Raw genomic sequence first — 26,884 nt, 5'->3', positions numbered from 1 at the left:
GAGTAACGTGGAAGCGTGGACTGGGCCGCGTGGCTTGACTGGTTTAACGCGCCGGACTACGAATTCGCCCGGCAGGTGCTGCAGCGTGGCGTAGCGGCACTGTTCTTCGTCGCGTTTCTTTCATCGCTGAACCAGTTCCCGGCGCTGCTCGGCGAGCGCGGACTCCTGCCCGTGCCGGATTACCTGGAAGCGTTCACCAGGCTGCGCCGGCCCACACTGTTCCGCTGGCGCTATTCAGACCGGCTGCTGCGGGCGGTCTGCGCGGTGGGGATGGCCATCTCCGCCCTTCTGGTTGCCGGCCTTCCGCAGCTCGGTCCCCCGTGGCTGCCGCTCATAGCCTTCCTGGCGCTGTGGCTGCTGTATATGTCGATCGTCAACGTGGGGCAGACGTTCTACGGTTTCGGCTGGGAGATGCTGCTCCTCGAGGCGGGCTTTACCGTGGCGTTCCTTGGCTCGGACCAGACCGATCCGCCCCGGACCATCCTGCTCCTCGTGGCCTGGCTGGTGTTCCGCCTGGAATTCGGCGCGGGCATGATCAAGATCCGCGGCGGCCGGGAGTGGCGGGACCTCACGGCGCTGTACTACCACCACGAGACGCAGCCGATGCCCGGTCCGCTGAGCCGGCAGGCGCACCTTCTGCCCAAGCCGTTCCACCGGATGGAGGTGCTGGGCAACCACTTCGCCCAGCTGGTGGTGCCGTTCTTCCTTTTCGCCCCGCAGCCGATAGCCAGCGTCGCTGCCGGCATCATCATCTTCACCCAGCTCTGGCTCGTGGCCAGCGGCAATTTCGCGTGGCTGAACTGGATCGCCATCGTGCTGGCCTTCGCGGCGGTCAGCGATCCCGTGGCGCATGCCGTGCTGCCTGTCCTGCCGCTGGACTGGCGCGCGGCCGGCGGCACCGAACAGCAGATGCCGCTGTGGTGGCTGGTCATCACGCTCGCGGCGACGGTGCTGCTCGTTGTGCTCAGCTACTGGCCCATCCGCAACCTGTTTTCACACCACCAGCTGATGAATGCCAGTTTCAACCGCTGGCAGCTCGTGAACACCTACGGCGCGTTTGGCACGGTCACCAAGCAGCGGATCGAGGTCGCGGTGGAGGGGACCCTGGATGAGGAACCGGACGATGCCGCGGACTGGAGGGAGTACGGCTTCAAAGGCAAGCCGGGAGACGTGCGCCGTCTGCCGCGGCAATACGCCCCCTACCACCTGCGGCTCGACTGGCTCATGTGGTTCCTGCCGCTCCGGACCGTCCATGAGGAGTGGTTCTACGCGTTCCTGGCCAAGCTGCTGGAGGCGGACCGGTCAATGCTGCGTCTGTTGCGCCATGACCCGTTCGACGGCGAGCGCCCCCGCTGGGTGCGCGCCCGCACCTACCTGTACCGCTTCTCCAGCCGGGCAGAGTTCCGCGAGACCGGCCAGCGCTGGATCCGCACGCCGCTGTACGAGGCCATCCCGCCGCTTTCGCTGCGGCACGCGCCAGGACGGCGGCAGTAGCAGGGCGGTAAGTAAATCCGCCTAGGTGCTGGCGCGGGCGCGCCTGATGGTGGATTCCGCGTGCCTGAGGATGGGTCCGTCGATCATCTTGCCGTCGTACTGGAATACTCCGCTGCCCGCCGCGTTTGCTGCGTCCAGCAGTTGCCGGGCCGCGGCAACGTCCGCTTCGGACGGGGCGTAGGCGCCGCGCACCACGGCCACCTGGGTGGGGTGGATGCACGCCTTCGAGCTGAATCCGGAAGCCACGGCATCGCGGGCCTCGGCCCCGAGGCCCTCAAGGTCCGGGATGTTGACGTAGACGGCGTCCACGGCTTCCTTGCCGAAGGCCCCGGCCGCCAGCAGCACCGACGATCGGGCGTGCAGCGCCACGGCGCGGTAGCCGCCGTCGTCCTTCCTGCTCGAGGTGCCGCCGAGGGACGCGAGGAGGTCCTCTGCTCCCCACATCAGGCCCACCACGTTGGGCTCGGCGGCAATGGCAGGGGCGTTGATGATCCCGGCCGCCGTTTCGCACAGGGCAATGACGTGGAAGCCCTCCAGGGCCCGCAGCTGCTCCGCGCTTTCCGTCTTGGCGAGCATCACCGTCCGGTAGGGCGTATGCGCGAGGCAGTGGAGGTCCTTTTCGAAGTCCTCAGTGCCGGCGGGGTTGATCCGGATAATGGTCCGCGTGGGTTCAAGCTCGGGGACATCGCCCTGGGCACCAACCTGGGCGAGGATTGCGCCCCTGGCACGCTTTTTGTCTGCAGGGGCCACCGCATCTTCCAGGTCCAGGATGACGGCATCGGAGCGCTCAGCGGCTTTCTGGAAGCGTTCAGGGCGGTCGGCAGGGCAGAACAGCAGGGCAGGGCCCATGACGAAACTCATGGCTTCATTCTCCCCCTTGAACCGGGTTCTGCGCCGCCTCCTCCTCCAGATGCGCCTCCCGCGTCCACATCAGGCAGCTGCGCGTCGCCAGGGCCACCACCGCGCCGTCCTGGTTGCGGCCCGTGTGCTTCATAGTGACGATTCCCTGCCCCGGGCGGGAGCCGGAGAGCCTTTTTCCGGTGACGACGGTCTCGGTGTACAGCGTGTCGCCGTGGTACAGCGGTCCGGGGAAGGACACGTCGGTCAGTCCCAGCTGCGCGATGATGGTGCCCTGCGTCAGTTGGGCGACGGACTGCCCGACGACGGTCGCCAGGGTGAACATCGAGTTCACCAGCCGCTGCCCGAACGGCTGCCCCGCGCTCCACGCCGCGTCCAGGTGCAGGCCCTGGGTGTTCATGGTCATCGTGGTGAACAGGACGTTGTCCGTTTCCGTGACGGTCCGGCCCGGGCGGTGCGCGTACACGACGCCCTCCTCGAGTTCCTCGAAGTACAGCCCGCGCTGCTCGATCACGCGAGGACCGCCGGTGGTTGAGCCTGTCGAAACCCCGTCAGCACTCCCTTCAGGATGCGCCGTCATACGGTCAGTTCCTGGTCTTCCTCAAACAGCTCGGCGCCGGTGGCCGCGGCCACGTCCTCGACGGACACATTGGGCGCCAGCTCGCGGAGCACCAGCCGGGACGCGCCGCCGTCAGCGACCACGTCAATCACCGCGAGGTCGGTGATGATGCGGTCCACGCAGGCCTTCCCGGTCAGGGGCAGCGTGCACTGGTCGACAATCTTCGGCCTGCCGTTCCGGTCCACATGCTCCATCATCACAATGACCTTCTTGGCTCCGAAGACCAGGTCCATGGCGCCGCCCATGCCCTTGACCATCTTGCCCGGGATCATCCAGTTGGCCAGGTCCCCGTTGGCGGCCACCTCCATGGCGCCAAGCACGGCAACATCCACGTGGCCGCCACGGATCATGCCGAAGGACAAGGAGGAGTCGAAGAACGCCGCCCCCTTGTTGACGGTCACGGTTTCCTTGCCCGCGTTGATGAGGTCAGGATCGACCTCATCCTCGCCGGGGTAGGGCCCGACGCCCAGAATGCCGTTTTCCGAGTGCAGTACAACCTCCACCCCAGCGGGGATGTAGTTGGGAATCAGAGTGGGCATGCCGATGCCCAGGTTGACGTACTGCCCGTTGCTGAGCTCCTGGGCCACCCTCGCCGCCAGCTCATTGCGGGTCCAGCCCTTGCCTTCAGGGTGCGGCGTCGCCGCACGGTATTCGTGGCGGATGCCTTCGGGGCGGGGCGGTGCCCCCGGCGAGCTGATCGACTCCATGGCTACGCTCCTGCCTGATTGGTGGTGCCGGACGTGGGGGTGCCTGGGGCAGAGAGTGCCACCGTCCGCTTTTCAATGCGCTTCTCGCCCTGCGGCGCCACCACGACGCGCTGGACGAAGATTCCGGGAAGGTGCACGTGTTCGGGGTCCAGCTCCCCCGGTTCCACCAGCTCCTCGACCTCGGCAATGGTGATGCGCCCTGCCATGGCGCACAGCGGGTTGAAGTTCATGGCCGTGGCGTGGAAGACCAGGTTTCCGTGCCGGTCCCCTTTCCAGGCGTGGACCAGGCCGAAGTCGGGTGCAAGGGACTCCTCAAGGACGTAGTCCACCCCGTTGAAGCTGCGCACCTCCTTGGGGGCGGAGGCGACGGCAATGCCGCCGTCGGCGTCGTACTTCTGCGGCAGGCCGCCCTCGGAGACCTGCGTGCCGACGCCTGCTTTCGTATAGAACGCGGGGATGCCGGCACCGCCGGCGCGCAGCTTTTCGGCGAGCGTTCCCTGCGGGGTCAGCACCACCTCGAGTTCACCGGCAAGGTACTGGCGGGCGAACTCCTTGTTCTCCCCGACATACGAGCTGACGGTCCGCCGGATGCGCCCGTCCCGGAGCAGGATTCCGAGGCCCCAGTCGTCAACCCCGCAGTTGTTGCTCACCGTTTCCAGCTCCTTGGTGCCGGCGCGGTGGAGCGCGTCGATGAGCGCCACCGGGATCCCGCACAGACCAAAACCGCCGACGGCCAGCGAGGCGCCGTCGGAAATATCGGCGACAGCCTCGTCGGCGCTGGCAACAACCTTGTCAATCATCATTGATCCTTTCAGGTCCCGACAGACTCAGCCACCGGGCCGTTTAGAGCCCGAGTTCCCGGGCGATCAGCATCAGCTGAACCTCCGTGGTGCCCTCCCCGACCTCAAGGATCTTGGAGTCGCGGTAGTGGCGTGCCACGGTGAACTCGTTGATGAAGCCATAGCCGCCGAATACCTGGGTGGCATCCCGCGCATTGTCCATGGCCGCCTCGCCTGCGACCATCTTAGCTATGGCCGCCTGGGTCTTGAACGGCTTGCCCGCAAGCATCCGGGCGGCCGCGTCGTAGTAGGTCAGGCGGGCCGTGTGGGCCCGCGCCTGCATCCGGGCAATCTTGAAAGCGATGGCCTGGTACTTGCCGATGTTGTTCCCGAAAGCGCTGCGGTCCTTGGCGTAGCGGACCGAGAGATCCACGCAGCCCTGCGCGGCACCGGTGGCAAGGGCGGCGATGGCGATGCGGCCCTCATCGAGGATGGACAGGAAATTGGCGTAGCCACGGCCCTGCACGCCCAGGAGGTTGGCTTCGGGAACGCGCACGTCCTTCAGCGTCAGGGGATGGGTGTCCGAGGCGTTCCAGCCGACCTTGTTGTAGGCCTTCTGCGCCGTGAAGCCGGGGGTGTCGGTGGGTACCAGGATTGTGGAGATTTCCTTCTTGATGCTCCCGTCCTTGCGCTCCTGCTGGCCCGTTACCGCAGTCACGGTCACGAGCCGTGAGATATCCGTCCCCGAGTTGGTGATGAATTCCTTGTTGCCGTTGATGACCCAGGTCTTATCGTCACCGGCGCCCTCCAGCCTGGCCGTGGTCTTCGTCCCTCCGGCGTCGGAGCCGGCCTCCGGCTCGGTCAGGCCGAACCCTGCGAGCGCTTTTCCGGACGCGAGCAGCGGCAGCCACTCCTCTTTCTGCGCCTCGGTTCCGAAGCGGTGCACCGGCATGGCGCCGAGGGACACGCCGGCTTCCAGGGTGATGGCCACGGACTGGTCAACGCGGCCCAGCTGTTCCAGTGCGAGGGCCAGAGCGAAGTAGTCTCCGCCCATGCCGCCGTATTCCTCAGGGAACGGCAGCCCGAACAGGCCCATGTCCGCCATCTGCGAGACAACCTCGTACGGGAAGCTGTGTTCTTCATCGTGCTTGGCCGAGACGGGCGCCACGACCTCGTCGGCGAACTCGCGCACGGTGTTGCTGAGGTCCTGGTACTCCTCGCTGAGCTCAAAATCGGCCATAGCTAGGCTCCCTTACGTTCATTGGCTGGATCTTGGGTGGGTGGTTCGACGCAGTGCGAGGTCCCTTCGGCATGGATGGTGGCCAGCACCTGGTCTGCCTTCACCAGGTCCCCGGTCTTCACCGTGATGTGCACCGTGCCGGGCACTTCCGCCACGAGCTGGTGTTCCATCTTCATGGCCTCCACCGAAAGGAGTACCTGGCCGGCCGTTACGGCGTCGCCGTTATCCACGGCGACCGAGACGACGGTCCCCGGCATGGGCGAGCGGACTTCGGGATCGGCCGCGCCGTCTTCCCGCTCGATGGCGGCCAGCACCCGCGCGAGCCGGGCCTCCCGGCTGAGCACTTCCAGCCCGCAGCTCCAGCCGCCGCTGCCCACATGGACGGTCTGCGGGCGGCCCTCCGGGCGGCCTGCCTCTGGATGGTCCTCCCACTCGTACCCCAACGCGAAGATCCGCTCCTGGCCGTCCACGTCCAGGTGTATGGATTCGCCTGTCAGCCCCAGGACGCGGACCTCGTGGTCAGGCCCGTCGTCGACTCGGACCATGGCATGGCCGAGGTAACGGTCACTGAGCCACGTGACGGCAGTGGTGGCAATGGCCCCGCCGGGGAGGCCGAAGCTGATCCTCCTGGGGGCGGGACGGCCCAGCCGCCATCCGCGGACACTGTCCCAGGGGGAGGCGATGCCGCGCGGGCCCTCATCGCGGACCCAGAACTGCATGGCTGCTGCAATGAGCTCCGCATCGCCGGCGGTCCGAAACGACATCCCTGGCATTTTTCTGTCGATCAGCGTGGTGTCCAGATGGCCGGCGCGGACGTCCTCGTCGTTGATCAGGAGCCTGAGGTATTCCACGTTCGTTCCAACCCCGAGGACGGTGTACCGGGCCAACGCCGCGTCCAGCCTGTCGAGCGCCGACTGGCGGTCCTGGCCCCAGGCGATGACCTTGGACAGCATGGGGTCATAGTCACTGGAGATATCCAGGCCCTGCAGCAGCGAGGAGTCGATGCGGACGTGCCGGTCCGCCGGAGCCCCGGCCTCTGCATCGGCGCCGGCGTCGGCACCGGCGTCGGCCAGCGCTGCAAAGACTGTGCCGTGTTCGTCGAGCAGGACCACTTCGCCGGACGACGGCAGGAAGTTCCGCTCCGGAACTTCGGCGTACACGCGCGCCTCAACAGCGTGGCCGTCAAGCACGACGGCGTCCTGTGCCACCGTGAGCTCCTCACCGGCGGCGATGCGCACCTGCCACTCCACGAGGTCCACTCCCGTGACCATTTCGGTGACGGGGTGCTCCACCTGCAGGCGGGTGTTCATCTCCATGAAGAAAAACTCGTCCGGGGCGTTGTCCGAGACGAGGAACTCGACCGTTCCCGCCCCGGTGTAGTGCACGCTGCGGGCCGCCTGGCAGGCGGCTTCACCGATGCGCGCACGCGTCGCGCCGCCGTCGTTCAGGGATTCCAGCAGCGGCGACGGTGCTTCCTCGATCACCTTCTGGTGCCGGCGCTGCAGGGAGCATTCGCGCTCGCCCAGATGGATGACGTTGCCGTGGGTGTCCGCCAGGACCTGGACCTCTATGTGTCGGGGAGCAGCGACCAGGCGTTCCAGGAAGAGCGTGTCGTCGCCAAATGCGCCGGCCGCAACGCGCCGGGCCGTGGCCAGGGTGGCGGGGAGGTCTTCCGGGCGCTCCACGATGTGCATCCCCTTGCCGCCGCCGCCGGCGGACGGCTTGATCAGCAGCGGAAAGCCGACGCCGGCGGCAGCTTCGATCAGTTGGCTGTCCGTCAGGCCGGGCTCGGCGATGCCGGGAACAACCGGGACCCCGTAGCCTGCAACGTGGTTCTTGGAGCGGATCTTGTCCCCCATGACATCCAGGGATTCGACGCCCGGGCCGATGAAGGCGATGCCGGCCGAGGCCAGCGCGCGGGCGAACTCGACGTTCTCGCTCAGGAATCCGTAGCCGGGGTGCACTGCCTCGGCTCCGCTGTCTTTGCAGGCACGGATGATCGCCTCGATGTTGAGGTAGCTCTCCGCCGCGGCTGCCGGCCCGATCCGCACGGCGGCATCTGCTTCCCGCACGTGCCGGGCACCGGCGTCGGCATCGCTGTACACGGCGACCGACCGGATACCCATGGCGCGCAGGGTTCCGATCACCCGGCAGGCGATCTCGCCGCGGTTGGCCACCAGCACGGTGTGGAACAGATTGGCATTAACTGGATTGGTCACGGCTGGCTCACATCCGGAAGAGGCCGAAGGAAGTCTCCGGCAGCGGGGCGCGGGAGACGACGTCGAGGGCCAGGCCCAGCACGGTGCGCGTGTCCGCGGGGTCGATCACGCCGTCGTCCCAGATGCGGGCGGTGGAGTAGTAAGGGCTGCCCTGGTCCTCGTACTGCTGCCTGATGGGGGCCTTGAACGCTTCCTCATCCTCGGCGGACCATTCCTGGCCGGCAGCCTCGTACTGGTCCCGTTTGACCGTGGCCAGGACGCTCGAGGCCTGGTTGCCGCCCATCACGGAGATGCGGCTCGCCGGCCACATCCACAGGAAACGCGGGGAGTAGGCACGGCCGCACATGGAGTAGTTGCCCGCGCCGAACGATCCGCCGATCACCACGGTCAGCTTGGGCACGCGTGCCGTGGCCACGGCGGTGACCATCTTCGCACCGTTCTTGGCGATGCCTCCCTGTTCCGAGTCCTTGCCCACCATGAACCCGGAGATGTTCTGCAGGAAGACCAAAGGGATGCCGCGCTGGTCGCACAACTCGATGAAGTGCGCGCCCTTGAGCGAGGATTCGCTGAAGAGCACGCCGTTGTTGGCCACGATGCCCACGGGGTGGCCGTGCAGCCTGGCGAAACCGGTGACGAGCGTGGTGCCATAGTTCTTCTTGAACTCGTGGAACCTGCTGCCGTCCACGAGCCGGGCGATGACCTCGCGGACGTCGTACTGCGCGTTGACATCGGTGGGGACGGCCCCGTAGAGCTCCCCCGGATCAACCACGGGTTCGACGGCGGTGTCCACGTCCCAGGCGGGGGCAGCTGGCCGGGGCAGCGTGGCGACGATGTCCCGGACAATCTGCAGGGCATGCTCGTCGTTTTCGGCGAGGTGGTCGGATACACCGGAGATTCTTGAGTGGACGTCCCCGCCGCCCAGTTCCTCCGCAGTGACGATCTCGCCAATGGCGGCCTTCACCAGCGGCGGCCCGCCCAGGAAGATGGTTCCCTGGTTCCGGACAATGACGGTTTCATCGCTCATGGCAGGCACATAGGCGCCTCCGGCTGTGCAGGAGCCCATGACGGAGGCAATCTGCGGAATCTTGGCCGCGGACATGCGGGCCTGGTTGAAGAAGATCCGGCCGAAGTGCTCCCTGTCCGGGAACACCTCGTCCTGCCTGGGGAGGAACGCTCCGCCGGAGTCCACGAGGTAGATGCACGGCAGCCGGTTTTCGAGGGCGATTTCCTGGGCCCGGAGGTGCTTCTTTACCGTCATGGGATAGTACGTGCCGCCCTTGACGGTGGCGTCGTTCGAGATGACCAGGACCTGGCGTCCGTGCACGAGCCCGATGCCCGCGATCACTCCGGCGCCCGGTGAGTCGTCGTTGTACATCCCGTTGGCGGCGAGCGGCGCGATCTCCAGGAAGGGGCTGCCGTTGTCCAGGAGCTGGTCGATGCGTTCGCGCGGAAGCAGCTTGCCGCGGGCCATGTGGCGCTCGCGGGACTTTGCCGGTCCGCCCAGCGCGGCCTCGGCGAGCCGCTTGCGCAGGTCACCTGCGAGCGCCTGCTGCGCAAGACTGTTGGCCTCGAAGGCCTCACTGGTGGGATCCAGCCTGCTGGCGAGTGTCTCCATTGACTGCTTTCCGTTCCCTGGCCTGCCCAAAGGACCGGGCCGCCTACTTTCGGTTAGTGCCATGTAACTGAAATTGAGGTTAGTCTCTATTAACTGTGATGTCCAACACACCGGAGGCTTGTTAGAGTTTGCTGGTTCGAGGAGGAAATGTGCCGATCACAGAGCAGGGCAGGCTTGCCGGGGGCGACCCGGCCGCACCACTGGAAGCCTTGGGCGACGACGCCCGTCCCATCGCCGCTACGCAGCGCAGCCGCGCCAAGGAAACCCGGCGTCAGGCGTTGCTGTCCGCCGCCGCATCCCTCTTTGCCGTCAACGGTTTCAACAAGGTGTCCCTTGAGGATCTGGGCGCCGCGGCCGGGGTCAGCGGACCCGCCGTGTACCGCCATTTCCCCGGCAAGCAGGCTGTGCTGGGCGCCCTGCTGCTGAGCGTCAGCCAGGACCTGCTGGACGGCGGGCAGAGCGTGGTGGCGGAGGCCCGCGACCCGGCTTCAGCCCTTGCGCGGCTGGTGCAGTTCCACGTGGACTTTGCCCTAAGCAACCCGGACGTCATCCTTGTCCAGGACAGGGATTTCAGCAACCTCTCCGCCGAAGACCAGGCGCAGGTCCGGGCGCTCCAGCGCAGTTATGTGGAGCTCTGGGTCGATGTGCTTGCCGGCATCCACAGCGGAACGGACATGGCTGATCTCCGGATGCGGGCCCATGCAACCTTCGGCCTGATCAACTCCACGCCCCACTCCGTTCGGAACCATGGCCGCCGGATGGCCATCAAGTCGGCCCGCCCGCTGCTGGAGAACATGGCGCTGGCGGCATTGACGGCACCGGACACGCCCCCGGAGTAGCCGCGGGCCGGGCAGGCCGCTCCCCCGTTCCGCCCCCGGCCGAACCCCGCCATAAGCGGCACCAGCCTGCAGGGGCGGCCCTGGCCCTCATAACCTTGCTGGGCAACAGCGGCTATGAGGGCCGGGGCCGCTTTTGTGCGGGGAATGCTGCTCAGGCCATTGCCAGCGCCATGCCGGGATCCGCCAGGAGTGCACCGACATCCGCAAGGAACCTCGAGCCCTGTTCCCCGTCAACCAGCCGGTGGTCGAAGGACAGGCTGAGGGTCATGACCTGCCTGAGAGCGATCTGGTCCTGGTATTCCCATGGCATCTTCCGCACGGCACCCATGGCCAGGATGGCTGCCTCGCCCGGGTTCAGGATGGGCGTGCCGGCGTCGATGCCGAAAACACCGATGTTGGTAATCGAGATGGTGCCTCCGGCAAGATCCGCCGGGCCCGTCTTTCCGGCCCGGGCGGTTTCGGTCAGCGCCGTCAGCGCAGTCGAGAGTTGGGCCAGGGTCATCCGGTCCGCGTCCTTGATGTTAGGGACCGTGAGGCCGCGCGGTGTGGCGGCCGCGATCCCGAGGTTGACGTAGTTGAACTGCACGATTTCCTGGTTGTCCTCGTCCCACCTGGAGTTCAGCGTCGGATTGCGGCGCAGGGCAAGCAGCGCCGCCTTGGCCACCAGCGTGAGGGGCGTGAGCTTGAGTCCGGCGAAGGCCTTGCCGGCCTTGAGCCGGGCCAGCAGTTCCATGGCCGCGGTGACGTCGACTGTGAGGAATTCCGTGACATGCGGTGCGGTGAAAGCACTTGAGACCATGGCTGCCGCCGTGAGTTTCCGGACGCCCTTGATGGGCGTGCGCACTTCGCGTTCGCCCTGTCCGGTCGCGGGAAATTCCTGTGCCGCCGGTTCCTGCGCTGCGGCTGGCACATCCCCGCCGCCCACGAAATTCCGCACATCATCCCGCGTTATCAGTCCGCCGGGACCAGTGCCCCTGACCTCCTCGAGGGACACACCCAGGTCTTTCGCCAGCTTCCGCACGGGCGGTGTGGAGCGGGGGCGCTCGTCCAGCATGGTTACGGCAGGCGCGGTTTCTGCAGGCGTCGTTTCGGCAGCGTCCACCAGCCGCCGTGCGGCAGACTCCCGCGGTGGCTCTGCGGCAGCGAAAGTGCGCTGCCTGCGTACCGGATGCCCGGAGCTTTCGACGACGGCGCCGTACCCCACGAGGTTCGGTTCCCTTTTGGCAGCGGGAGCCACCGCCTCTGCGGGAGCCACCGTCTCTGCTGGAACCGCCGCCTCTGCTGGCCCCGCCGCCTCTGCGGCATCGGGCTGTCCGCCGGCGTCGTTCTCCACCTCAAAGGAGACGATCGGTTTGCCGACCTCCACGACGGTGCCCGGCTGTTCATGCAGGGCGGTGATCACGCCTGCGAACGGGGAGGGAAGCTCCACCACGGCTTTCGCAGTCTCCACCTCGGCAATGATCTGGTTCAGGCTTACGGTGTCCCCAACGTTCACCTTCCAGCTGACGATTTCGGATTCGGTCAGGCCTTCGCCGAGATCGGGCAGCCGGAATTCCTTGATCATGGTGGCGGTCATCCTTCCAGCCCGCTCAGCGAATTCGGCCGGCCGAGCACCCGATCCACGCCGTCGAGAATGCGGTCCAGATTGGGGAGGTGGTGCATCTCCAACTTGGAAGACGGGTACGGCACGTCAAAACCTGTGATGCGGACGGGAGCCGCCTCCAGGTGGTAGAAACAGCGTTCGGTGATGCTGGCCGCCAACTCGGCGCCGAGCCCACCTGACTGCCCGGCCTCGTGCGTGATCACGAGCCTGCCGGTCTTGCGCACCGATGCCTCCACGGCGGCAAAATCCACCGGAGCAAGTGAGCGCAGATCAATGACTTCCACTGACAGGCCTTCATCGGCGGCGGCCAGCGCGGCGTCACGGGCTGTCTTCACGAGCGGCCCGTAGGCCACGAGCGTGACGTCGCGGCCATCCGCGACCACGCGGGCCTTTTCCATTGACAGCGCACCGGCGACGTCGGTGGACTCATCCACTTCGGCTTTGTCGTGATAGCGCCGTTTGGGCTCGAAGAAAAGCACCGGATCATCGCACAGGATGGCCTGCTGGATCATGACGTGGGCGTCCTGCGGGTTGGACGGGCTGATGACCCGCAGGCCGGAGGTGTGCGTGAAATATGCCTCCGGAGATTCGGAGTGGAATTCCGGGGAACCAATCCCGCCACCAAATGGGATGCGGACGGTGATGGGCATCTTGACCGCGCCTTGGGTGCGGTAATGCATCTTGGCCACCTGGCACACGATCTGGTCGAAGGCCGGGTACACGAACCCGTCGAACTGTATCTCCACCACGGGACGGTAGCCGCGGTAGGCAAGCCCCACCGCGGTGCCCATGATGCCGGACTCAGCCAGCGGGGTGTCAATGACGCGGTGGGTGCCGAAGTCTTTCTGCAGCCCGTCCGTTACCCGGAAAACGCCGCCAAGCGCTCCGATGTCCTCTCCCATGAGGATGACCTTCGGATCGTTCTCAAGGGATTTGCGCAGCCCGGAGTTTATGGCCCGGGCAAAGGTCAACTGGGTCATCAGCGTGCACCTTCTTCAGAGGCGGCTCCTGCGGGATCACCGAAGGATGCCAGATAGCGGGAGTAATGGTCCTGCTGGCGGTCCAGCCACGAGTTCGGCGTGTTGTAGACGTGCTTGAAGACGTCAAGCGGCGCCGGGTCCGGCATGTTGATGCAGCCGGAACGCAACTCGCGGGCCACGGCGTCAGCCTTTTGCTGTACCGCGGCTTCCAGCTCCTGCGTGAGCAGGCCCTTGCGGTCCAGCAGCGCCTTGACCCGGCGGATCGGATCCTTCGCGGCCCAGTCCTCAAGTTCATTGGCATCCCGGTACCTGGTGGGATCGTCCGCGGTCGTGTGCGGACCCATCCTGTACGTGACGGCTTCGATGAAAGTGGGTCCCCCGCCGCGGCGGGCGCGGTCCAGGGCAATCCGGGTGGCGGCCATTACGGCGAGGACGTCGTTGCCGTCCACGCGCATGCTTGGAATGCCGAAGCCCGCAGCACGGTCCGCAATGTGAATGTGGGACTGCAGCCTGACGGGTTCGGAAATGGCCCAGTGGTTGTTCTGGCAAAAGAATACGACCGGCGCCTGGAAGCTGGCCGCGAAGACCATGGCCTCGTTGACGTCGCCTTCGCTGGTTGCGCCATCGCCGAAGTACGTGATGGCCACCGAATCAGCGCCGTCGTTCTGGATGCCCATCGCGTAGCCCGTGGCGTGCAGCGTCTGCGAGCCAATGACGATCTGGGTGGTCGCCATGTTGACCGTGTAGGGATCCCACCCGCCGGCGGCATTGCCGCGCCAGACGCGGACGATGTCCGTCAGCTTGACTCCCCGGCAGTAGGCAACTCCGTTGTCGCGGTAGCTGGGGAAGACAAAATCGTCGTCACGGAGCGTCCTCGCCGAGCCGATCTGGGATGCTTCCTGGCCGAGCAGCGGCGGCCACAGTGCCAGCTCACCCTGCCTTTGGAGTGCCGTGGCCTCAGTGTCGATCCGCCGAATGATCACCAGGTCCTCGTACAGCGAACAGAGCTGCTCGTCTGTCACATCCTGGACCCAGGGATCGTACTCGGGGTGGCTGACGCGTTCCCCTGCGGGGGTGATCAGCTGGACCAGGTTCCGGCCAGTCCCGCTTTGATGTTCTGCCCTGTTGCCCGGACCTCCGGCGGGTGTACCGCCCTGGCCCGACTCGTCTGTCAACACAGTTGTGCAACCTTCTGACGTCGTGTGACCGCGCCGCGAAATGGACTCGTGATCCTTCCGCTTTACGGCCTTCCGGGCGCCGTTGCTCCGGATAATTGTGACCATACTCACAATGCTCAGGGGGTACAACCACCGCCGGGGAAACTGAGCATAATGCACCATCTGGCGGGCTCAGACCGTGCTAGCCTTGCGCATTATGCAAGCTTTGGATGGCACTGACACCCGCCTGCTTTCGGCATTGGCGAAGGACCCCCGCCGGACAGTCGTTGCCTTGGCCCAGAAGCTGGGCCTGTCCCGAAATACGGTCCAGGCCCGGATGGCGCAGCTTGAAAAGAAACATGTCTTCCTTTCCTTTGAGCGCCGGATTAATCCGGTCTCCTTGGGGTATCCGCTGATGGCCTTCATCTCCGTCCATGTCCAGCAGCGGAAGCTCGGCAGCCTGGCCGACGAGCTGGCCAGCGTCCCGGAGATCCTCGAAGGCTACGGGCTCACCGGGCCGGCTGACCTGCTGCTGCGGGTAGTGGCGCTGGACGCCGAGGACCTGTTCCGGATCAACGGAAAAATACTTGCCTGCGACGGTGTGGAGAGAACTGACACCGCGCTGGCTATGGGAGAGCTGATTCCGTTCCGGATCCAGCCGCTCCTGGACCGTGGTTCGGCAGAAGAATGACGGGTTCGGCAGAAGAGTGATCGTTCGGCAGATGAATGACCGGCTCCGCAGAAGAATGAAAGGCTCACCGTGAGCAACACCGAGAACCCTTTCCAGCAGCGTCGGCGCCTGCGGCCGCCAAGCCGGCTACCGGCAGAGAACCGCAAGGGACTCTGGATAGTCCTTGGCATCGTGGGTGGCGTCCTGTTGCTGGTGGCCGTGGGAGTCGCGCTCCTGATGAACCTGGTGGGCGGGGCAACCCGCCAGGCCTCGGATCTGGCGGACAGTTTCACCAGGCTTGTCATCTCGGGTGATACGGACAAGGCCTACGACGACTTCCTGGATCCGGCGCTGAAAGAGCAACTGCCGCGGGAGGACTTCACCTCCGGCGTTCAGAATCTGCATCTCGACCCGTCCTGCACCACAGCCTTCGACGACGTCAAGGCCAGCGGTGAGGGCGGCTCCAACATCGCGGACGTTTCCGGCGTCATCCAATGCAACGGCAGGGACGTGGAGCTCGTCTACCGCTTTTCCGGAGAAGACGAGCTGAAGATGGTCACCATCCGGCTCAAACCAAAAGGCTGAGCCCCCCGCCGCAGACGGGAGCCCCCGTCCTTCACGCTGAAGTGCGACTTCACGCTGAAGTGCGGGGGCTCCTGCCGTGCCTGCCGTAGTCGGCGGGTCAGTGCTCCGACGCGGTCAGTGGTCGACGGCCTTTTCCGCGCCCACGCCGGTCAGCGAGCGGACTTCCATCTCGGCCTGCTTGGCGGGGTCTTCCCCCCTCTTGTCCAGGACCGTACCGAGCCAGCCAAGGAAGAAGGCCAGCGGGATGGACACGATACCGGGGTTGCTGAGCGGGAAGACCGCAAAGTTGACGCCCGGCATCATGGACGTCGCGGCTCCGGAAACCACCGGGGAGAATGCGATCAGGAGGATGGCTGAGGCCAGACCGCCGTACATGCTCCAGATGGCGCCCTGCGTGGTGAACCTGCGCCAGAACAGCGAGTAGATGATCGTCGGGAGGTTGGCGGAGGCCGCCACGGCGAACGCGAGCGCCACGAGGAAGGCCACGTTCTGCCCGTTGGCGAAGATGCCGCCCACAATCGCCAAGACTCCGATGACTACAACGGTGCGGCGGGCCACCTTGACCTCGGTGTCGGCGTCGGCCTTGCCCTTGGCGATGACGCTGGCGTAGATGTCGTGGGCGAAGGACGCTGCTGCAGTGATGGTGAGTCCGGCCACGACGGCGAGGATGGTGGCGAAGGCCACCGCGGAGATGAAGCCCAGCAGCAGCGGACCGCCCAGGTGGAACGCCAGCAGCGGAGCGGCCGAGTTGACGCCGCCGGGAGCGGCCTTGATGGTGTCCGCCCCCACGAGGGCAGCGGCGCCGTAGCCGAGGACCAGGGTGAAGAGGTAGAACAGGCCGATCAGCCAGATGGACCAGACCACGGATTTCCGGGCTTCCTTGGCGGTGGGGACCGTGTAGAAACGCATGAGCACGTGCGGCAGGGCGGCCGTGCCGAGCACGAGGGCCAGGCCGAGGGACATGAAGTCCAGCTTGGAGGTTTCCGTCTTGCCGTACTGCAGGCCCGGGTTGAGCACCGCAGGATTGTTGGCGGTGTCCACCGCCGCGCCCAGCAGGCTGGAGAGATTGAAGCCGTAGATGGCCAGGACCCAGAGTGTCATGACGGCCGCACCGGCAATGAGCAGGATGGCCTTGATGATCTGCACCCAGGTGGTGCCCTTCATGCCGCCGATGAGGACGTACATGATCATGAGTGCGCCCACGACGATGATGACGAGCGCCTGGCCTCCCCAGTCGCTGATGCCCAGCAGCAGCGAGATGAGGCTGCCGGCGCCTGCCATCTGGGCCAGCAGGTAGAAGAAGCACACCGCCAGCGTGGAGATGGCGGCGGCGATGCGGACCGGACGCTGCCTGAGGCGGAAGGACAGGACATCGGCCATGGTGAACTTGCCGGTGTTCCGCAGCAGCTCGGCCACCAGGAGGAGTGCCACGAGCCACGCGACGAGGAATCCGATGGAGTACATGAACCCGTCGTAGCCGTTGATGGCGATGGCTCCGGTGATCCCCAGGAAGGAGGCTGCGGACAGGTAGTCCCCGGCGATGGCCGTGCCGTTCTGCGATCCGGTGAATGAACGGCCGGCGGCGTAGTAGTCAGCCGCGGTCTTGTTGTTCCGGCTTGCCCGCAGGACGATCACCATGGTGACCGCGACGAACAGGCCGAAGATGCCCATGTTGAGGAGGGTTGTTTCCTTGAGTGCGGCGACGTCCACCGCTGTTGGAATGCTGATCATTTACTTGCTCCGCCCGGTGTGCTGCCGGACATTCCCGTGTCCGCCCCGTCAAACCTGTCCGCCCTGTCGAAGTCGTGGCCTTCAATGCCTTGCCGGATGTCGGCGGCGATGGGGTCCAGCTTCCGGTTGCAGTAGCTGACGTACCAGCCGGTGATCGCAAACGTGGTGACGAACTGGAGCAGCCCCATGATCAGCCCGATGTTGATGTTGCCCCACACTTTGGTGGACATGAAGCCGACCGCATAGTCGGCCAGCAGGACATAAGCGAAGTACCACAGCAGGAACGCAACGGCCATGGGAAACACAAAGCTGCGGTGGCGCTTGCGCAGTTCCTTGAACTGCCCGGTGGTTTGGACTTCCTCGAAGTCCGCGGACGCCGCTGCGTCCGGAGTTCGGGCATCATTACCCATCTTTCCTCCTCGTTGAGAGTGTTTTCCACACCGGCTTTTGCACGCTTCCACGGCCAGTGTGACCCCCATCACTGTGCTCCACCCCGGGGCACGGTTCCAGTATTTGCGGGCCCCCGGGCGCCTAGCGGTGGCGATGCTGCGCCAAACGGCACGCGATACGCTGGGCAGCATGCCCGATTCTCCGCTCTACGCCGCAGCCGCCGTTGCGGTGATCGCCTTGGCGATTGCCGTCGTCGTGGGCGTTGGGCTCAAGGTTCTCCGGTCCTTCCGTGAGCTGGGCACCGATGCCGAGCGCGCCACCTACAACACCCTGCATGCGGCATCGAAAGCCGGCCAGCACCTGCGGACGGGGCTCAATCCCGCAGGCGCCGCCAAGGCAAGCCGGCAGCTGCGGGGACTTCTGGGATGCGACGCCCTGGCCATTACCGACATCTCGGGGGTGCTGGCGTGGGACGGCGCCGCCGAGGAGCTCAAACCACAGCTGATGCCGCTGGCCGCCGATGTCCTCGCCGGCGGGCGGACGCAGGTGATAAACGCCGGGGAGTTTCCGGAGCTGACCGCCGGGCGCGTCAGTTCCGCGGTCATCGCACCGATCCGCGCCGGGTCCCGGGTGGTGGGCGTGGTGGCGGCCTTTGCGCCGTCGGCCGGTGCCGGGCTGGTGCGGGCCACGAGCGAGGTGGCCGACTGGGTGGCGGCCCAGGTGGACCTTGCCGAACTTGATGCGTCGCGGACGCTGCTGATGGAGGCGGAGGTGCGGGCACTGCGTGCCCAGATCAGCCCCCACTTTATTTACAACTCCTTGAATGCGATCGCCTCCTTCATCAACACTGACCCGGCCCGGGCGCGTGAACTCGTCGTGGAGTTTGCGGACTTCACGCGCTACTCGTTCCGGCGGCACGGCGACTTCACCACGCTCGCTGAGGAATTGCGGTGCATCGACCGCTACCTCCTGCTCGAGCGCGCCCGCTTCGGTGAACGGGTCCAGGTCAGCCTGCGGATCGCTCCCGAGGTGCTGAGCACCGTCATTCCGTTCCTGAGCCTGCAGCCCCTGGTCGAGAATGCCGTCCGGCACGGCCTCGAAGCGAAGGAGGGACCCGGGCATATCACCATCACCGCTAATGATTCGGGCGCGTTCGCGGAGGTCACCATCGAGGACGACGGCGTGGGGATGGATCCGGTGCAGCTCCAGTCCATGCTCGCCGGACACACGGACGGGGAACACGTTGGCCTGCGGAACGTGGATGCACGCCTGCGCCAGGTCTACGGTGACGATCACGGCCTGGTGATTGAGACGGCGCCCGGCGAGGGGACGCTGATCACCATGCGGGTCCCGAAGTCCCAGCCCGGACACGACGCCTAAGGCGCCGGCATGACGTTGAGAAGGCACGACGGCGAGAAGCCCCGGCGGGCAGACTCCTGCAGATAACCTTGAATCATGATTAACGTCCTCGTCGCCGACGACGAGTTGCCAGCCATCGACGAACTCGCCTTCCTGCTGGGCAAGGATGACCGCATCGGCACTATCCTCCGCGCTTCGTCAGGCGCGGAAGCGCTGCGGGCGCTGGAAACCCAGGCGGTGGACGCCGTCTTCCTCGACATCCACATGCCGGCTGTCTCCGGGCTGGAGGTCGCGGCGGTGATTTCCCGCAGCAGCCGCCCGCCCGCCGTCGTTTTTGTCACCGCCGACGACGACTGCGCGCTTGAGGCGTTTGAGCTGGCGGCGGTGGACTACCTCCTGAAACCGGTCCGCGCCGAGCGTCTGGCCCGCTCCGTGGGGCGGATCAGCGAGCTGATCGGCGACGGCGGCCCCGCACCGGAGATGATCACCGTGGACCAGGGCGGCACCACGAAAATGATCAGGCGCGACGACGTCACCTACGTCCAGGCGCAGGGCGACTATGCGAGGCTCCACACCGCCGACGCCAGTTACCTGATCCGGGTTCCGCTGGCAGACCTGGAACAGCAGTGGGCGGACGCCGGGTTCATCCGCACGCACCGTTCCTATCTCATCTCCCTGTCCCACGTCTCGCACCTGAAGCTGGCAGCCGTGCGTCCCAGCGTCACGGTGGAAGCGGCCGAACTGCCGATCAGCCGCCGGCACCTGCCGTCCGTGCGGGAGAAACTGGAGGCCACCCGGATCAGGCCGCAGGCATGACACGGGTGAGGGTTACCGCTCCGCGCTCCGCGGCGCGGCCTGCCATGGAGTCCCGGGAAGCGGCAGAGGAATCCGCAGTGGGGCAGGTCTTCGTCCGGTCCCTGATCCGCTCCCAGCTCCGGCTTGCCATCGTGGTGGCAGGCGGTTTCCTGCTGGTCCTGGGGGCGTTTCCGCTCCTGGCTGCCATCCCGGGGCTGGCGGAGTCGCGGATCGCCGGCATTCCCCTCGACTGGCTGCTGCTCGGCGCCGGCATCTACCCCGTGATGGGGATCAGTGCCTGGCTGTACATCCGAAGTGCCGCGCGGAACGAGGCCCGCTACCGCGACCTCGCAGGGGACAGGTGAGGGGCCGGTGAACCCGGCCGTCGGGATCGCGGCTTTTGCGGCGGTAACGGTCGCCACCGCGGTCATCGGCTTCTACGGACTGAGGATTTCCCGAACCACCGGCGACTTCTATGTGGCCTCGCGCACGGTCCCGCCGTGGTGGAATGCATCGGCAATCGGCGGAGAGTACCTGTCCGCTGCGAGCTTCCTGGGCGTGGCCGGACTCATCCTGCTGTCCGGCACCGATGCGCTGTGGTTCCCTGTGGGCTACACCGCCGGATACCTGATGCTCCTGCTGTTCGTGGCCGCCCCGCTCCGCCGCTCGGGGGCCTACACCATTCCCGATTTCACCGAGTCCCGGCTGGATTCCCGTGCCGTCCGGCGGGTGACCAGCCTCGCGGTGGTCATTGTGGGCTGGTTGTACATCGTCCCCCAGCTGCACGGCGCGGCCCTCACAATCCGGACCACAACGGGCCTGCCCTCATGGGTGGGGTCCACCGCCGTCGTGGTGGTGGTGAGCCTGACCGTCGTGGCAGGCGGGATGCGCTCCATCACGTTCGTTCAGGCCTTCCAGTACTGGCTCAAGCTCACCGCACTGGCCGTGCCTTTCATTTTCATCGTCCTTGTCCTGGCGGAGAACAATTCCCCCGCCGTGGCCGCGGCTGCTGCGAACCCCACCGGGCTGGCACCCGCCGGCCCGTACCAGAACATCTCGCTGCTGGTTGCCCTGCTGTTCGGAACGCTCGGGCTGCCGCACGTGCTGGTCCGCTTCTACACGAATCCGGACGGGCAGTCGGCCCGGAGAACCACGCTCATAGTGCTGGGCCTGCTGTCCGTCTTCTACCTTTTCCCCACTGCCTACGGTCTCGCCGGGCGTATGTTTGCGCCGGGCCTTGCCCAGGCCGGGCAGGCCGACGCTCTCGTCCTGCTGCTGCCGGGACGGCTCATCGGCGGACCGGGCGGCGAACTGCTCTCCGCACTCGTGGTGGCCGGCGCCTTTGCTGCGTTCCTGTCCACGACCTCGGGGCTCGTGGTGTCGCTCGCCGGCGTGATCAGCCAGGATGTGCTGGGAGGCAGCGTCCGCGGCTTCCGGCTCGCTGCGCTCGTTTCCGCGGCGGTCCCGCTGGGCCTGGCGTTCATGACGGACTCACTGGCCCTGGCCGGCAGCGTCGGCCTGGTCTTCGCTTTTACAGCCTCCACCATCTGTCCGGTACTGCTGCTGGGCATCTGGTGGCGGGGACTGACCGACGCCGGCGCTATCGCGGGCATGACGACCGGCGGCCTGCTGTGCGGCGGCGCCATGGTGGCGGGCACCGTGCTCGGTGCCGGCACGCCCTTCTGGCTGGCCCAGCCGGCTGCTTGGACGGTGCCGGCCGCATTCGCCGTCATGGTGCTGACGTCACGGGCCACGAAGTCACGGGTCCCCCGCACGATCACGAAGGTGATGACCAGGCTCCACACGCCCGAAAGACCGCTGGCCACAGGCGCTGACATGACGCGGCGCTGAGGCGGCCGGCGGCCCTATCGGTGGTCCGCGTAGCCAGCCTGCGTGTGCGTGTCAGGCGAAGCCGTGCGCTTAGTCAGTCTGCGTGGTCAGTCGATGGCGGCCATCAGCTCGATCACGCGGTCCAGGAAGGCATCCACCTGGGTTTCCTCGTACCCGGCCTGGCCCACCGCCGGACGGAACACGGCGCGCCGGACGTTGTCCACGCTAAGCGGCTTGTCCTCCTCAAGGTAGCCAATGAGGTCCACGCACAGCCTGTCCACGTCCTTGGTGTTGTAGCTGCGGGTCTTCTTCCCGGCCGGGCGGCGGAACCGCTCCCCGTCGGGCCGGTGCAGGCGTCCCCGCAGGGTGGCCGACAGCTGCCCGATCTGCCGCAGCCACGCCTCCTCCCCCTGCTCGGCGATGAGTTCGTCCCGCTCACGGCGGGCAAAGGCATCTTCGAGACGGTCCAGTGCCGCGTCCACCGTCGTGGCGGAATAGCCGCCTTTAACCGGGTCAAAGGACACCGCGCGGACGTCGAAGCTTTTGATGGGGTGGGCGGCGGTGTCGGGTGATTCCAGGGAAACGCGCGCCCGTTGCAGGAACTGGTCCACCTGCTTGGCGTTGTAGCCGTATTCGTTGCGGGGCACGCGCTCGAAAGCGGCCGGAATGTGCCGCTGGTTGTCCACTCTCACTATGTATCCTTCGGTGCTTTTCAGCTGCGTTGTAACCGCAACATTCTATGGCGGGCGGTTGTCAGGCTCCGGAAACGAGGACGAAGAGGAGATAAGCCACCGGGGAGGCAAACACAATGGAGTCCAGCCGGTCCATGACCCCGCCATGCCCCGGAAGAATGCTGCTCATGTCCTTCACGCCGAGCTCGCGCTTGACCATGGATTCCGCGAGGTCACCCGCGGTGGCAGACGCCACCATCCCCACGGCAAGAACGACGCCCACCCACCACGGCTTTCCCAGCACGAACGTGCAGGCCAGGACGCCGATGAGCATCGCTCCGGCAATGGACCCCGCAAATCCCTCCCACGATTTCTTCGGGCTGATCTTTGGAGCCATGGGGTGCTTGCCCAATGAGGCCCCCACAATATAGCCGAAGGTATCGTTGGAAACCACGAGCAGCAGCAGGATGATCACCTGCCAGGCGCCCTCCGGCACCGTTCCTCCCGGCCACGGGCCGACAGGAGTCACACCGCCCGCGACATGGAGCGGCAGGGCCGAGAAGCTTATCAGGAAGGGCACCCAGGCGAGCGTGAAGACCCCCGCGAAGATGCTGCGGGCCGAGCCTGTGGCGCTTTCGATGGAACGCCACAGGAGAACGGCCACGCTGCTGGCCAGCATGGCGAACAGCAGGCTTTCCAGCCCGCCGAAGTAAGCCGCAAAGGGCATCGCCACGGTGCCCACCATGACCGGGACGATGGGCAGCCGTGTGCCGTTGCCTTCCAGGGCGCGGAAGATCTCCCACACGCCGAACACGGCGAAGGTTGTGGTGACGGCGACGAAGCCGAGCGGCAGGAACAGCAGTCCGCCCAGGACCGCGAACAGCATGGCAAGCCCGACGGCGATGGCCGCCGGAAGGTTGCGCCCCGCGCCGGGCGTGGGGTTAGGCCGCGGCTGGCGGGTCTGGGATCGGGCCCGCGCTCCGGGGGCCTGCTGTGCCTGACCCATCAGACTTCGAGCAGCTCTGCTTCCTTGCGCTTCAGCAGTTCATCGATGCCGTCGACGTGCTGCTTGGTGATGGCGTCCAGTTCCTTTTCACCACGGCTGCCTTCATCCTCGCCGGCCTCGCCGTCCTTGACCAGCCGGTCCAGGGTTTCCTTGGCCTTGCGGCGGATGTTGCGGATGGAGACCTTGGCGTCCTCACCTTTGGACTTCACGATCTTCACGTATTCCTTGCGGCGCTCCTGGGTGAGCTCCGGAATGGTGATGCGGATGACGTTTCCGTCGTTGGACGGGTTGGCGCCGACCTCGGAATCGCTCAGGGCACGTTCGATGTCACGCAGGGCGGTCTTGTCATACGGCGTGATGAGGATGGTGCGTGCATCGGGAACCGCGAAGGACGCCAGCTGCTGAAGGGGCGTCGGGGTGCCGTAGTACTCCACCATCACCTTGTTGTAGAGGCCCGGGGTTGCCCGGCCGGTCCGGATCGAGGCGAAGTCTTCCTTGGCTACCTCAACCGCCTTGTCCATCTTGTCCCCGGCTTCGAGCAAGGTTTCTTCGATCACGATCTCTCCTCAGCAATTGGTTCCCGGCAGAACCGGGGCATTTCACAATCCGGGTTCCGCCCGATGGACGGAACCTTCCTAGAAATATCCTAGCTGTAACTAGGGGGTGACCAGCGTTCCCAGCTGCTCGCCGAGGATGGCCCGGGTGACGTTGCCTTCGCCTTCCATGCCGAACACCACCATGGAAAGGTTGTTGTCCTTGCACATGGTCATGGCGGTCTGGTCCATGACCCTGATGTCCCGGCGGAGGGCTTCGTCGTAGCTGAGCTTTTCCAGCTTCTCGGCGGCCGGGTCCTTCTTCGGGTCGGCGGTGTACACGCCGTCGACGCCGCTCTTGGCCATCAGGACTACGTCTGCGTGGACTTCCAGGGCACGCTGGGCCGCAACCGTGTCTGTGGAGAAGTACGGCAGGCCGGCGCCGGCGCCGAAGATGACCACGCGGTTCTTCTCCATGTGGCGGATGGCGCGGCGGGGAATGTAGGCCTCGGCCACCTGCCCCATGGTGATGGCGCTCTGGACACGGGTCTCAACGCCCGCCTGCTCCAGGAAGTCCTGCAGGGCGAGGCAGTTCATGACAGTTCCGAGCATGCCCATGTAGTCAGCGCGTGAGCGGTCCATGCCGCTCTGGGACAGTTCGGCACCGCGGAAGAAGTTGCCTCCGCCCACCACAATGGCGACCTCGACCTCGGGTATGGCTGCGGCGATCTGCTTGGAGACTGCCCGGACGGTGTCCGGGTCGACTCCCAGCTTGCCGCCGCCGAAGACCTCACCGGACAGCTTAAGGAGGACCCGGCGCCTGCTCTTCTCTGACTGGACTGAAGTATTGTCGGCTTCCATGATGCCTTCCGGTTGGTGGTTCTGAGCAAAGATTATCGTGCTGAGCGGCCAAAGCTCATATTCCGCCCTGGCCGGTGCATGCAAAAGGGGCGGCCACCGAAGTGACCACCCCATTGCTTGTTTGACTAGGAACCGACGCGGAAACGCGTGAAAGCTGTTCCCTTGACGCCGGCCTCTTCGAGGACCTGGGCCACAGACTTCTTGGCATCCTTGGCGAAGGCCTGGTCAACGAGGACCTCACCCTTGTAGAAGCCCGTAACGCGGCCTTCCACGATCTTGGTCATGGCGGCTTCGGGCTTGCCCTCAGCCTTGGCGGTCTCCTCGGCGATGCGGCGCTCGGACTCGACCAGTTCAGCCGGAACGTCCTCGCGGGAGAGGTAGTTCGGGGCCATGGCGGCGATGTGCACAGCAACGTCGTGGGCTGCGGTGGCAGCAGCTTCGCCTTCGCCGTCAACAGCGAACAGGACACCGACCTGGGCCGGGAGGTCCTTGGAGGTCTTGTGCAGGTAGGCGTCGACCGTGGCGCCCTCGATGCGGGAGATGCGGCGGACCACTACCTTCTCGCCGAGGACCGCGCCCTCTTCGACAACAACCTCGGACAGCGGCTTGCCGTCCACGTCTGTGGCAAGCAGGGTCTCGAGGTCGGCGGCACCGGACTCGACTGCGACGGCCAGGACCTTGTCGGCGAGCTGGATGAACTTGTCAGCCTTGGCGACGAAGTCGGTCTCGCAGTTGACCTCGATCATTACGCCGACGTTGCCGTCGACCTTCGCAGCAACCAGGCCTTCGGCCGTGGAGCGGCCTTCACGCTTGGTGGCGCCCTTCAGGCCCTTGATGCGAATGATCTCGATCGCCTTCTCGGCGTCGCCGTTGGCTTCGTCGAGAGCCTTCTTGACATCCATCATGCCGGCGCCCGTGCGCTCGCGCAGAGCCTTGATATCAGCGGCAGTGTAGTTCGCCATGTGAACCCCTCTGTCTAGAAAATTTATGTGGTGTACGGACTGACAGGACGGCAGCCCACGTGGTGAGCCGCCATCCTGTCAGTTGCCCCGGCGCTCAAGAGCGCCGGGAAATCCCGGTGGAGTTGTTTACTTGTCGGCGTCGGTAGCCTCGGCAGCAGCCGGGGCTTCCTCTGCAGCCGGAGCAGCCTCAGCGGCGGGTGCCTCAGCAGCCGGAGCTTCAGCGGCAGCAGCCTCAGCCTTGCTGCCCTCGAGGAGTTCGCGCTCCCACTCGGCCAGCGGCTCTTCCGGAGTCTCGGTGGTACCGGTTGCGCGCTGGTTGCGGGCGATCAAACCCTCGGCAACGGCGTCGGCAACAACGCGGGTCAGGAGGTTCACGGAGCGGATGGCGTCGTCGTTGCCCGGGATCGGGAAGTCGACTTCGTCCGGGTCGCAGTTGGTGTCCAGGATGGCCACAACCGGGATGTTCAGCTTCTTGGCCTCGTCAACAGCCAGGTGCTCCTTCTTGGTGTCCACGATCCACAGCACGGACGGTGCCTTGGTGAGGTTGCGGATACCGCCGAGGTTGGACTCAAGCTTGGTGAGTTCGCGGCGGAGGAGCAGCAGTTCCTTCTTGGTGTAAGCGGAACCGGCGACGTCGTCGAAGTCGATCTCTTCGAGTTCCTTCATGCGCTGGATACGCTTGGCAACCGTCTGGAAGTTGGTCAGCATACCGCCGAGCCAACGCTGGTTGACGTACGGCTGGCCAACACGGGTTGCCTGCTCGGCAATTGCTTCCTGGGCCTGCTTCTTGGTGCCGACGAAGAGTACGGTGCCGCCGTGTGCAACAGTGGCCTTGACGAACTCGTAGGCGCGGTCGATGTAGGACAGCGACTGCTGGAGGTCAATGATGTAGATGCCGTTGCGCTCCGTGAAGATGAAGCGCTTCATCTTCGGGTTCCAACGGCGGGTCTGGTGTCCAAAGTGGACGCCGCTGTCAAGCAGCTGGCGCATGGTTACGACGGGCATGCCGACGCTCCTTCCGGCAGGTCATTCATGAGAGCACCCGGAGGCCACTCTTACCCTGCCAATAGTTGACGGTTATTAGCTTCGCCCACGGCGGGCGACGCTCCTGGCATCCATTGCACCTCTCATCCGGGCTGTTGGCCCGGACCGCAAGAGGCACAATCCTCCTCCGGGAACCTAAGGCTTCCGGTGGTGGAGGGCTGGATGCGCGTAGTCAGCTGCCGTTCCCCCGCACTCCTGAATGGGGCGTGCTGACGCTACCCAAGGGATTGGAATGCGTTGAGGGCACAGCAAACTGCTCCGTCAAGTGTACTACAGCGCTCCCCTGCTTCCGGACCATTCTTCCCGCCGATAACGGGTTTTCCACATAGCCACTGAG

General features: G+C 65.8%; 26 protein-coding genes. 8 read left to right on the top strand and 18 right to left on the bottom strand.

Features of this window, described 5'->3' with window-relative positions:
• Positions 1-15 precede the first annotated feature (15 nt).
• The gene (locus tag AC5RUM_RS06115) at positions 16-1,494 is read left to right on the top strand and encodes a lipase maturation factor family protein (RefSeq protein WP_494034102.1); all 1,479 of its coding nucleotides are present in this window, start codon (positions 16-18) and stop codon (positions 1,492-1,494) included.
• Between the two features lie 21 nt (positions 1,495-1,515).
• Here the strand turns inward: AC5RUM_RS06115 and AC5RUM_RS06110 are convergent, their stop codons facing one another.
• The 7 genes from AC5RUM_RS06110 to AC5RUM_RS06080 are packed head-to-tail and all read right to left on the bottom strand — an operon-like array spanning position 1,516 to position 9,531.
• Positions 1,516-2,355 carry an HpcH/HpaI aldolase/citrate lyase family protein gene (locus tag AC5RUM_RS06110; protein ID WP_494034101.1) on the bottom strand — a complete coding sequence of 280 codons (840 nt, stop codon included), beginning with the start codon at positions 2,353-2,355 and terminating at the stop codon, positions 1,516-1,518.
• A gap of 4 nt (positions 2,356-2,359) precedes the next feature.
• Positions 2,360-2,932 (bottom strand): MaoC family dehydratase, encoded by a 573-nt coding sequence (locus AC5RUM_RS06105; protein WP_494034100.1) that lies wholly within the window; start codon positions 2,930-2,932, stop codon positions 2,360-2,362.
• Positions 2,929-3,678: a CoA transferase subunit B gene (locus AC5RUM_RS06100; protein ID WP_494034099.1), complete on the bottom strand. Its 750-nt coding sequence runs from the start codon at positions 3,676-3,678 to the stop codon at positions 2,929-2,931. The genes AC5RUM_RS06105 and AC5RUM_RS06100 overlap by 4 nt, the downstream gene beginning before the upstream one ends.
• A gap of 2 nt (positions 3,679-3,680) precedes the next feature.
• Entirely contained in the window at positions 3,681-4,478 is a 798-nt protein-coding gene (locus AC5RUM_RS06095) for a CoA transferase subunit A (protein WP_494034219.1), read from the bottom strand.
• 43 nt (positions 4,479-4,521) lie between these two features.
• Positions 4,522-5,697, bottom strand: a complete 1,176-nt coding sequence (locus AC5RUM_RS06090; protein WP_494034098.1) for an acyl-CoA dehydrogenase family protein — start codon at positions 5,695-5,697, stop codon at positions 4,522-4,524.
• A 2-nt stretch (positions 5,698-5,699) separates the two neighbouring features.
• The gene (locus tag AC5RUM_RS06085) at positions 5,700-7,916 is read right to left on the bottom strand and encodes an acetyl/propionyl/methylcrotonyl-CoA carboxylase subunit alpha (RefSeq protein WP_494034097.1); all 2,217 of its coding nucleotides are present in this window, start codon (positions 7,914-7,916) and stop codon (positions 5,700-5,702) included.
• A 7-nt stretch (positions 7,917-7,923) separates the two neighbouring features.
• Positions 7,924-9,531: a carboxyl transferase domain-containing protein gene (locus tag AC5RUM_RS06080; protein WP_494034096.1), complete on the bottom strand. Its 1,608-nt coding sequence runs from the start codon at positions 9,529-9,531 to the stop codon at positions 7,924-7,926.
• 200 nt (positions 9,532-9,731) lie between these two features.
• On the opposite strand from AC5RUM_RS06080, the gene AC5RUM_RS06075 reads away from it, so the two are divergent.
• Positions 9,732-10,370, top strand: a complete 639-nt coding sequence (locus tag AC5RUM_RS06075) for an SACE_7040 family transcriptional regulator (RefSeq protein WP_494034218.1) — start codon at positions 9,732-9,734, stop codon at positions 10,368-10,370.
• Between the two features lie 151 nt (positions 10,371-10,521).
• Here the strand turns inward: AC5RUM_RS06075 and AC5RUM_RS06070 are convergent, their stop codons facing one another.
• The 3 genes from AC5RUM_RS06070 to pdhA are packed head-to-tail and all read right to left on the bottom strand — an operon-like array spanning position 10,522 to position 14,131.
• Positions 10,522-11,946, bottom strand: coding sequence for a dihydrolipoamide acetyltransferase family protein (locus AC5RUM_RS06070; protein ID WP_494034095.1), 1,425 nt, complete (start codon positions 11,944-11,946; stop codon positions 10,522-10,524).
• Positions 11,943-12,953: an alpha-ketoacid dehydrogenase subunit beta gene (locus AC5RUM_RS06065; RefSeq protein ID WP_494034094.1), complete on the bottom strand. Its 1,011-nt coding sequence runs from the start codon at positions 12,951-12,953 to the stop codon at positions 11,943-11,945. Before AC5RUM_RS06065 ends, AC5RUM_RS06070 begins: the two co-directional genes overlap by 4 nt.
• Positions 12,953-14,131, bottom strand: coding sequence for a pyruvate dehydrogenase (acetyl-transferring) E1 component subunit alpha (gene pdhA, locus AC5RUM_RS06060; protein WP_494034093.1), 1,179 nt, complete (start codon positions 14,129-14,131; stop codon positions 12,953-12,955). The genes AC5RUM_RS06065 and pdhA overlap by 1 nt, the downstream gene beginning before the upstream one ends.
• Positions 14,132-14,327: 196 nt before the next feature.
• Here pdhA and AC5RUM_RS06055 point away from each other — a divergent pair, with 196 nt between their 5' ends.
• A complete protein-coding gene (locus tag AC5RUM_RS06055; protein ID WP_400577882.1) occupies positions 14,328-14,801 on the top strand; it encodes an Lrp/AsnC family transcriptional regulator in 474 nt (157 codons plus the stop codon).
• 69 nt (positions 14,802-14,870) lie between these two features.
• Positions 14,871-15,365: a hypothetical protein gene (locus AC5RUM_RS06050; protein WP_494034092.1), complete on the top strand. Its 495-nt coding sequence runs from the start codon at positions 14,871-14,873 to the stop codon at positions 15,363-15,365.
• Between the two features lie 114 nt (positions 15,366-15,479).
• Here the strand turns inward: AC5RUM_RS06050 and AC5RUM_RS06045 are convergent, their stop codons facing one another.
• Both AC5RUM_RS06045 and AC5RUM_RS06040 read right to left on the bottom strand, forming a co-directional pair.
• Positions 15,480-17,096 carry a monocarboxylic acid transporter gene (locus AC5RUM_RS06045; RefSeq protein WP_494034091.1) on the bottom strand — a complete coding sequence of 539 codons (1,617 nt, stop codon included), beginning with the start codon at positions 17,094-17,096 and terminating at the stop codon, positions 15,480-15,482.
• A complete protein-coding gene (locus AC5RUM_RS06040) occupies positions 17,093-17,506 on the bottom strand; it encodes a DUF485 domain-containing protein (protein WP_494034090.1) in 414 nt (137 codons plus the stop codon). The genes AC5RUM_RS06045 and AC5RUM_RS06040 overlap by 4 nt, the downstream gene beginning before the upstream one ends.
• A 169-nt stretch (positions 17,507-17,675) precedes the next feature.
• On the opposite strand from AC5RUM_RS06040, the gene AC5RUM_RS06035 reads away from it, so the two are divergent.
• The 4 genes from AC5RUM_RS06035 to AC5RUM_RS06020 all read left to right on the top strand — a co-directional run bounded on the left by AC5RUM_RS06035 (position 17,676) and on the right by AC5RUM_RS06020 (position 21,491).
• On the top strand, positions 17,676-18,866 hold the full coding sequence (locus AC5RUM_RS06035) for a sensor histidine kinase (RefSeq protein WP_494034089.1): 1,191 nt from the start codon (positions 17,676-17,678) through the stop codon (positions 18,864-18,866).
• Between the two features lie 75 nt (positions 18,867-18,941).
• A complete protein-coding gene (locus AC5RUM_RS06030; protein WP_494034088.1) occupies positions 18,942-19,661 on the top strand; it encodes a LytR/AlgR family response regulator transcription factor in 720 nt (239 codons plus the stop codon).
• Positions 19,658-20,005 (top strand): DUF485 domain-containing protein, encoded by a 348-nt coding sequence (locus AC5RUM_RS06025; protein ID WP_494034087.1) that lies wholly within the window; start codon positions 19,658-19,660, stop codon positions 20,003-20,005. Before AC5RUM_RS06030 ends, AC5RUM_RS06025 begins: the two co-directional genes overlap by 4 nt.
• Positions 20,006-20,012: 7 nt before the next feature.
• Positions 20,013-21,491, top strand: coding sequence for a sodium/solute symporter (locus tag AC5RUM_RS06020; protein WP_494034086.1), 1,479 nt, complete (start codon positions 20,013-20,015; stop codon positions 21,489-21,491).
• Between the two features lie 86 nt (positions 21,492-21,577).
• Here the strand turns inward: AC5RUM_RS06020 and AC5RUM_RS06015 are convergent, their stop codons facing one another.
• The 6 genes from AC5RUM_RS06015 to rpsB form a co-directional block, all read right to left on the bottom strand.
• Positions 21,578-22,165 (bottom strand): DivIVA domain-containing protein, encoded by a 588-nt coding sequence (locus AC5RUM_RS06015; protein WP_494034217.1) that lies wholly within the window; start codon positions 22,163-22,165, stop codon positions 21,578-21,580.
• A 58-nt stretch (positions 22,166-22,223) separates the two neighbouring features.
• Entirely contained in the window at positions 22,224-23,147 is a 924-nt protein-coding gene (locus AC5RUM_RS06010) for a phosphatidate cytidylyltransferase (RefSeq protein ID WP_494034085.1), read from the bottom strand.
• Entirely contained in the window at positions 23,147-23,704 is a 558-nt protein-coding gene (gene frr / locus AC5RUM_RS06005; RefSeq protein ID WP_205654474.1) for a ribosome recycling factor, read from the bottom strand. Before frr ends, AC5RUM_RS06010 begins: the two co-directional genes overlap by 1 nt.
• Positions 23,705-23,803: 99 nt before the next feature.
• On the bottom strand, positions 23,804-24,541 hold the full coding sequence (gene pyrH / locus AC5RUM_RS06000) for a UMP kinase (protein ID WP_494034084.1): 738 nt from the start codon (positions 24,539-24,541) through the stop codon (positions 23,804-23,806).
• Between the two features lie 125 nt (positions 24,542-24,666).
• Positions 24,667-25,503 (bottom strand): translation elongation factor Ts, encoded by an 837-nt coding sequence (tsf, locus tag AC5RUM_RS05995; RefSeq protein ID WP_400577898.1) that lies wholly within the window; start codon positions 25,501-25,503, stop codon positions 24,667-24,669.
• 126 nt (positions 25,504-25,629) lie between these two features.
• On the bottom strand, positions 25,630-26,508 hold the full coding sequence (gene rpsB, locus AC5RUM_RS05990; RefSeq protein ID WP_400577900.1) for a 30S ribosomal protein S2: 879 nt from the start codon (positions 26,506-26,508) through the stop codon (positions 25,630-25,632).
• Positions 26,509-26,884: the final 376 nt, after the last annotated feature.

This window comes from Arthrobacter sp. B2060, assembly GCF_059090445.1.
The sequence above is the reverse complement of the archived record's forward strand: the minus strand, read 5'-3'. Positions and strand labels throughout refer to the sequence as shown.

Bases quoted from the DNA above. Each gene is read 5' to 3' on its own strand.
- AC5RUM_RS06110 (WP_494034101.1), bottom strand. From the start codon at position 2,355: ATGAGTTTCGTCATGGGCCCTGCCCTGCTGTTCTGCCCTGCCGACCGC.
- AC5RUM_RS06105 (WP_494034100.1), bottom strand. From the start codon at position 2,932: ATGACGGCGCATCCTGAAGGGAGTGCTGACGGGGTTTCGACAGGCTCA.
- AC5RUM_RS06100 (WP_494034099.1), bottom strand. From the start codon at position 3,678: ATGGAGTCGATCAGCTCGCCGGGGGCACCGCCCCGCCCCGAAGGCATC.
- AC5RUM_RS06095 (WP_494034219.1), bottom strand. From the start codon at position 4,478: ATGATTGACAAGGTTGTTGCCAGCGCCGACGAGGCTGTCGCCGATATT.
- AC5RUM_RS06090 (WP_494034098.1), bottom strand. From the start codon at position 5,697: ATGGCCGATTTTGAGCTCAGCGAGGAGTACCAGGACCTCAGCAACACC.
- AC5RUM_RS06080 (WP_494034096.1), bottom strand. From the start codon at position 9,531: ATGGAGACACTCGCCAGCAGGCTGGATCCCACCAGTGAGGCCTTCGAG.
- AC5RUM_RS06070 (WP_494034095.1), bottom strand. From the start codon at position 11,946: ATGACCGCCACCATGATCAAGGAATTCCGGCTGCCCGATCTCGGCGAA.
- AC5RUM_RS06065 (WP_494034094.1), bottom strand. From the start codon at position 12,953: ATGACCCAGTTGACCTTTGCCCGGGCCATAAACTCCGGGCTGCGCAAA.
- AC5RUM_RS06055 (WP_400577882.1), top strand. From the start codon at position 14,328: ATGCAAGCTTTGGATGGCACTGACACCCGCCTGCTTTCGGCATTGGCG.
- AC5RUM_RS06045 (WP_494034091.1), bottom strand. From the start codon at position 17,096: ATGATCAGCATTCCAACAGCGGTGGACGTCGCCGCACTCAAGGAAACA.
- AC5RUM_RS06040 (WP_494034090.1), bottom strand. From the start codon at position 17,506: ATGGGTAATGATGCCCGAACTCCGGACGCAGCGGCGTCCGCGGACTTC.
- AC5RUM_RS06035 (WP_494034089.1), top strand. From the start codon at position 17,676: ATGCCCGATTCTCCGCTCTACGCCGCAGCCGCCGTTGCGGTGATCGCC.
- AC5RUM_RS06030 (WP_494034088.1), top strand. From the start codon at position 18,942: ATGATTAACGTCCTCGTCGCCGACGACGAGTTGCCAGCCATCGACGAA.
- AC5RUM_RS06025 (WP_494034087.1), top strand. From the start codon at position 19,658: ATGACACGGGTGAGGGTTACCGCTCCGCGCTCCGCGGCGCGGCCTGCC.
- AC5RUM_RS06010 (WP_494034085.1), bottom strand. From the start codon at position 23,147: ATGGGTCAGGCACAGCAGGCCCCCGGAGCGCGGGCCCGATCCCAGACC.
- pyrH (WP_494034084.1), bottom strand. From the start codon at position 24,541: ATGGAAGCCGACAATACTTCAGTCCAGTCAGAGAAGAGCAGGCGCCGG.
- tsf (WP_400577898.1), bottom strand. From the start codon at position 25,503: ATGGCGAACTACACTGCCGCTGATATCAAGGCTCTGCGCGAGCGCACG.
- rpsB (WP_400577900.1), bottom strand. From the start codon at position 26,508: ATGCCCGTCGTAACCATGCGCCAGCTGCTTGACAGCGGCGTCCACTTT.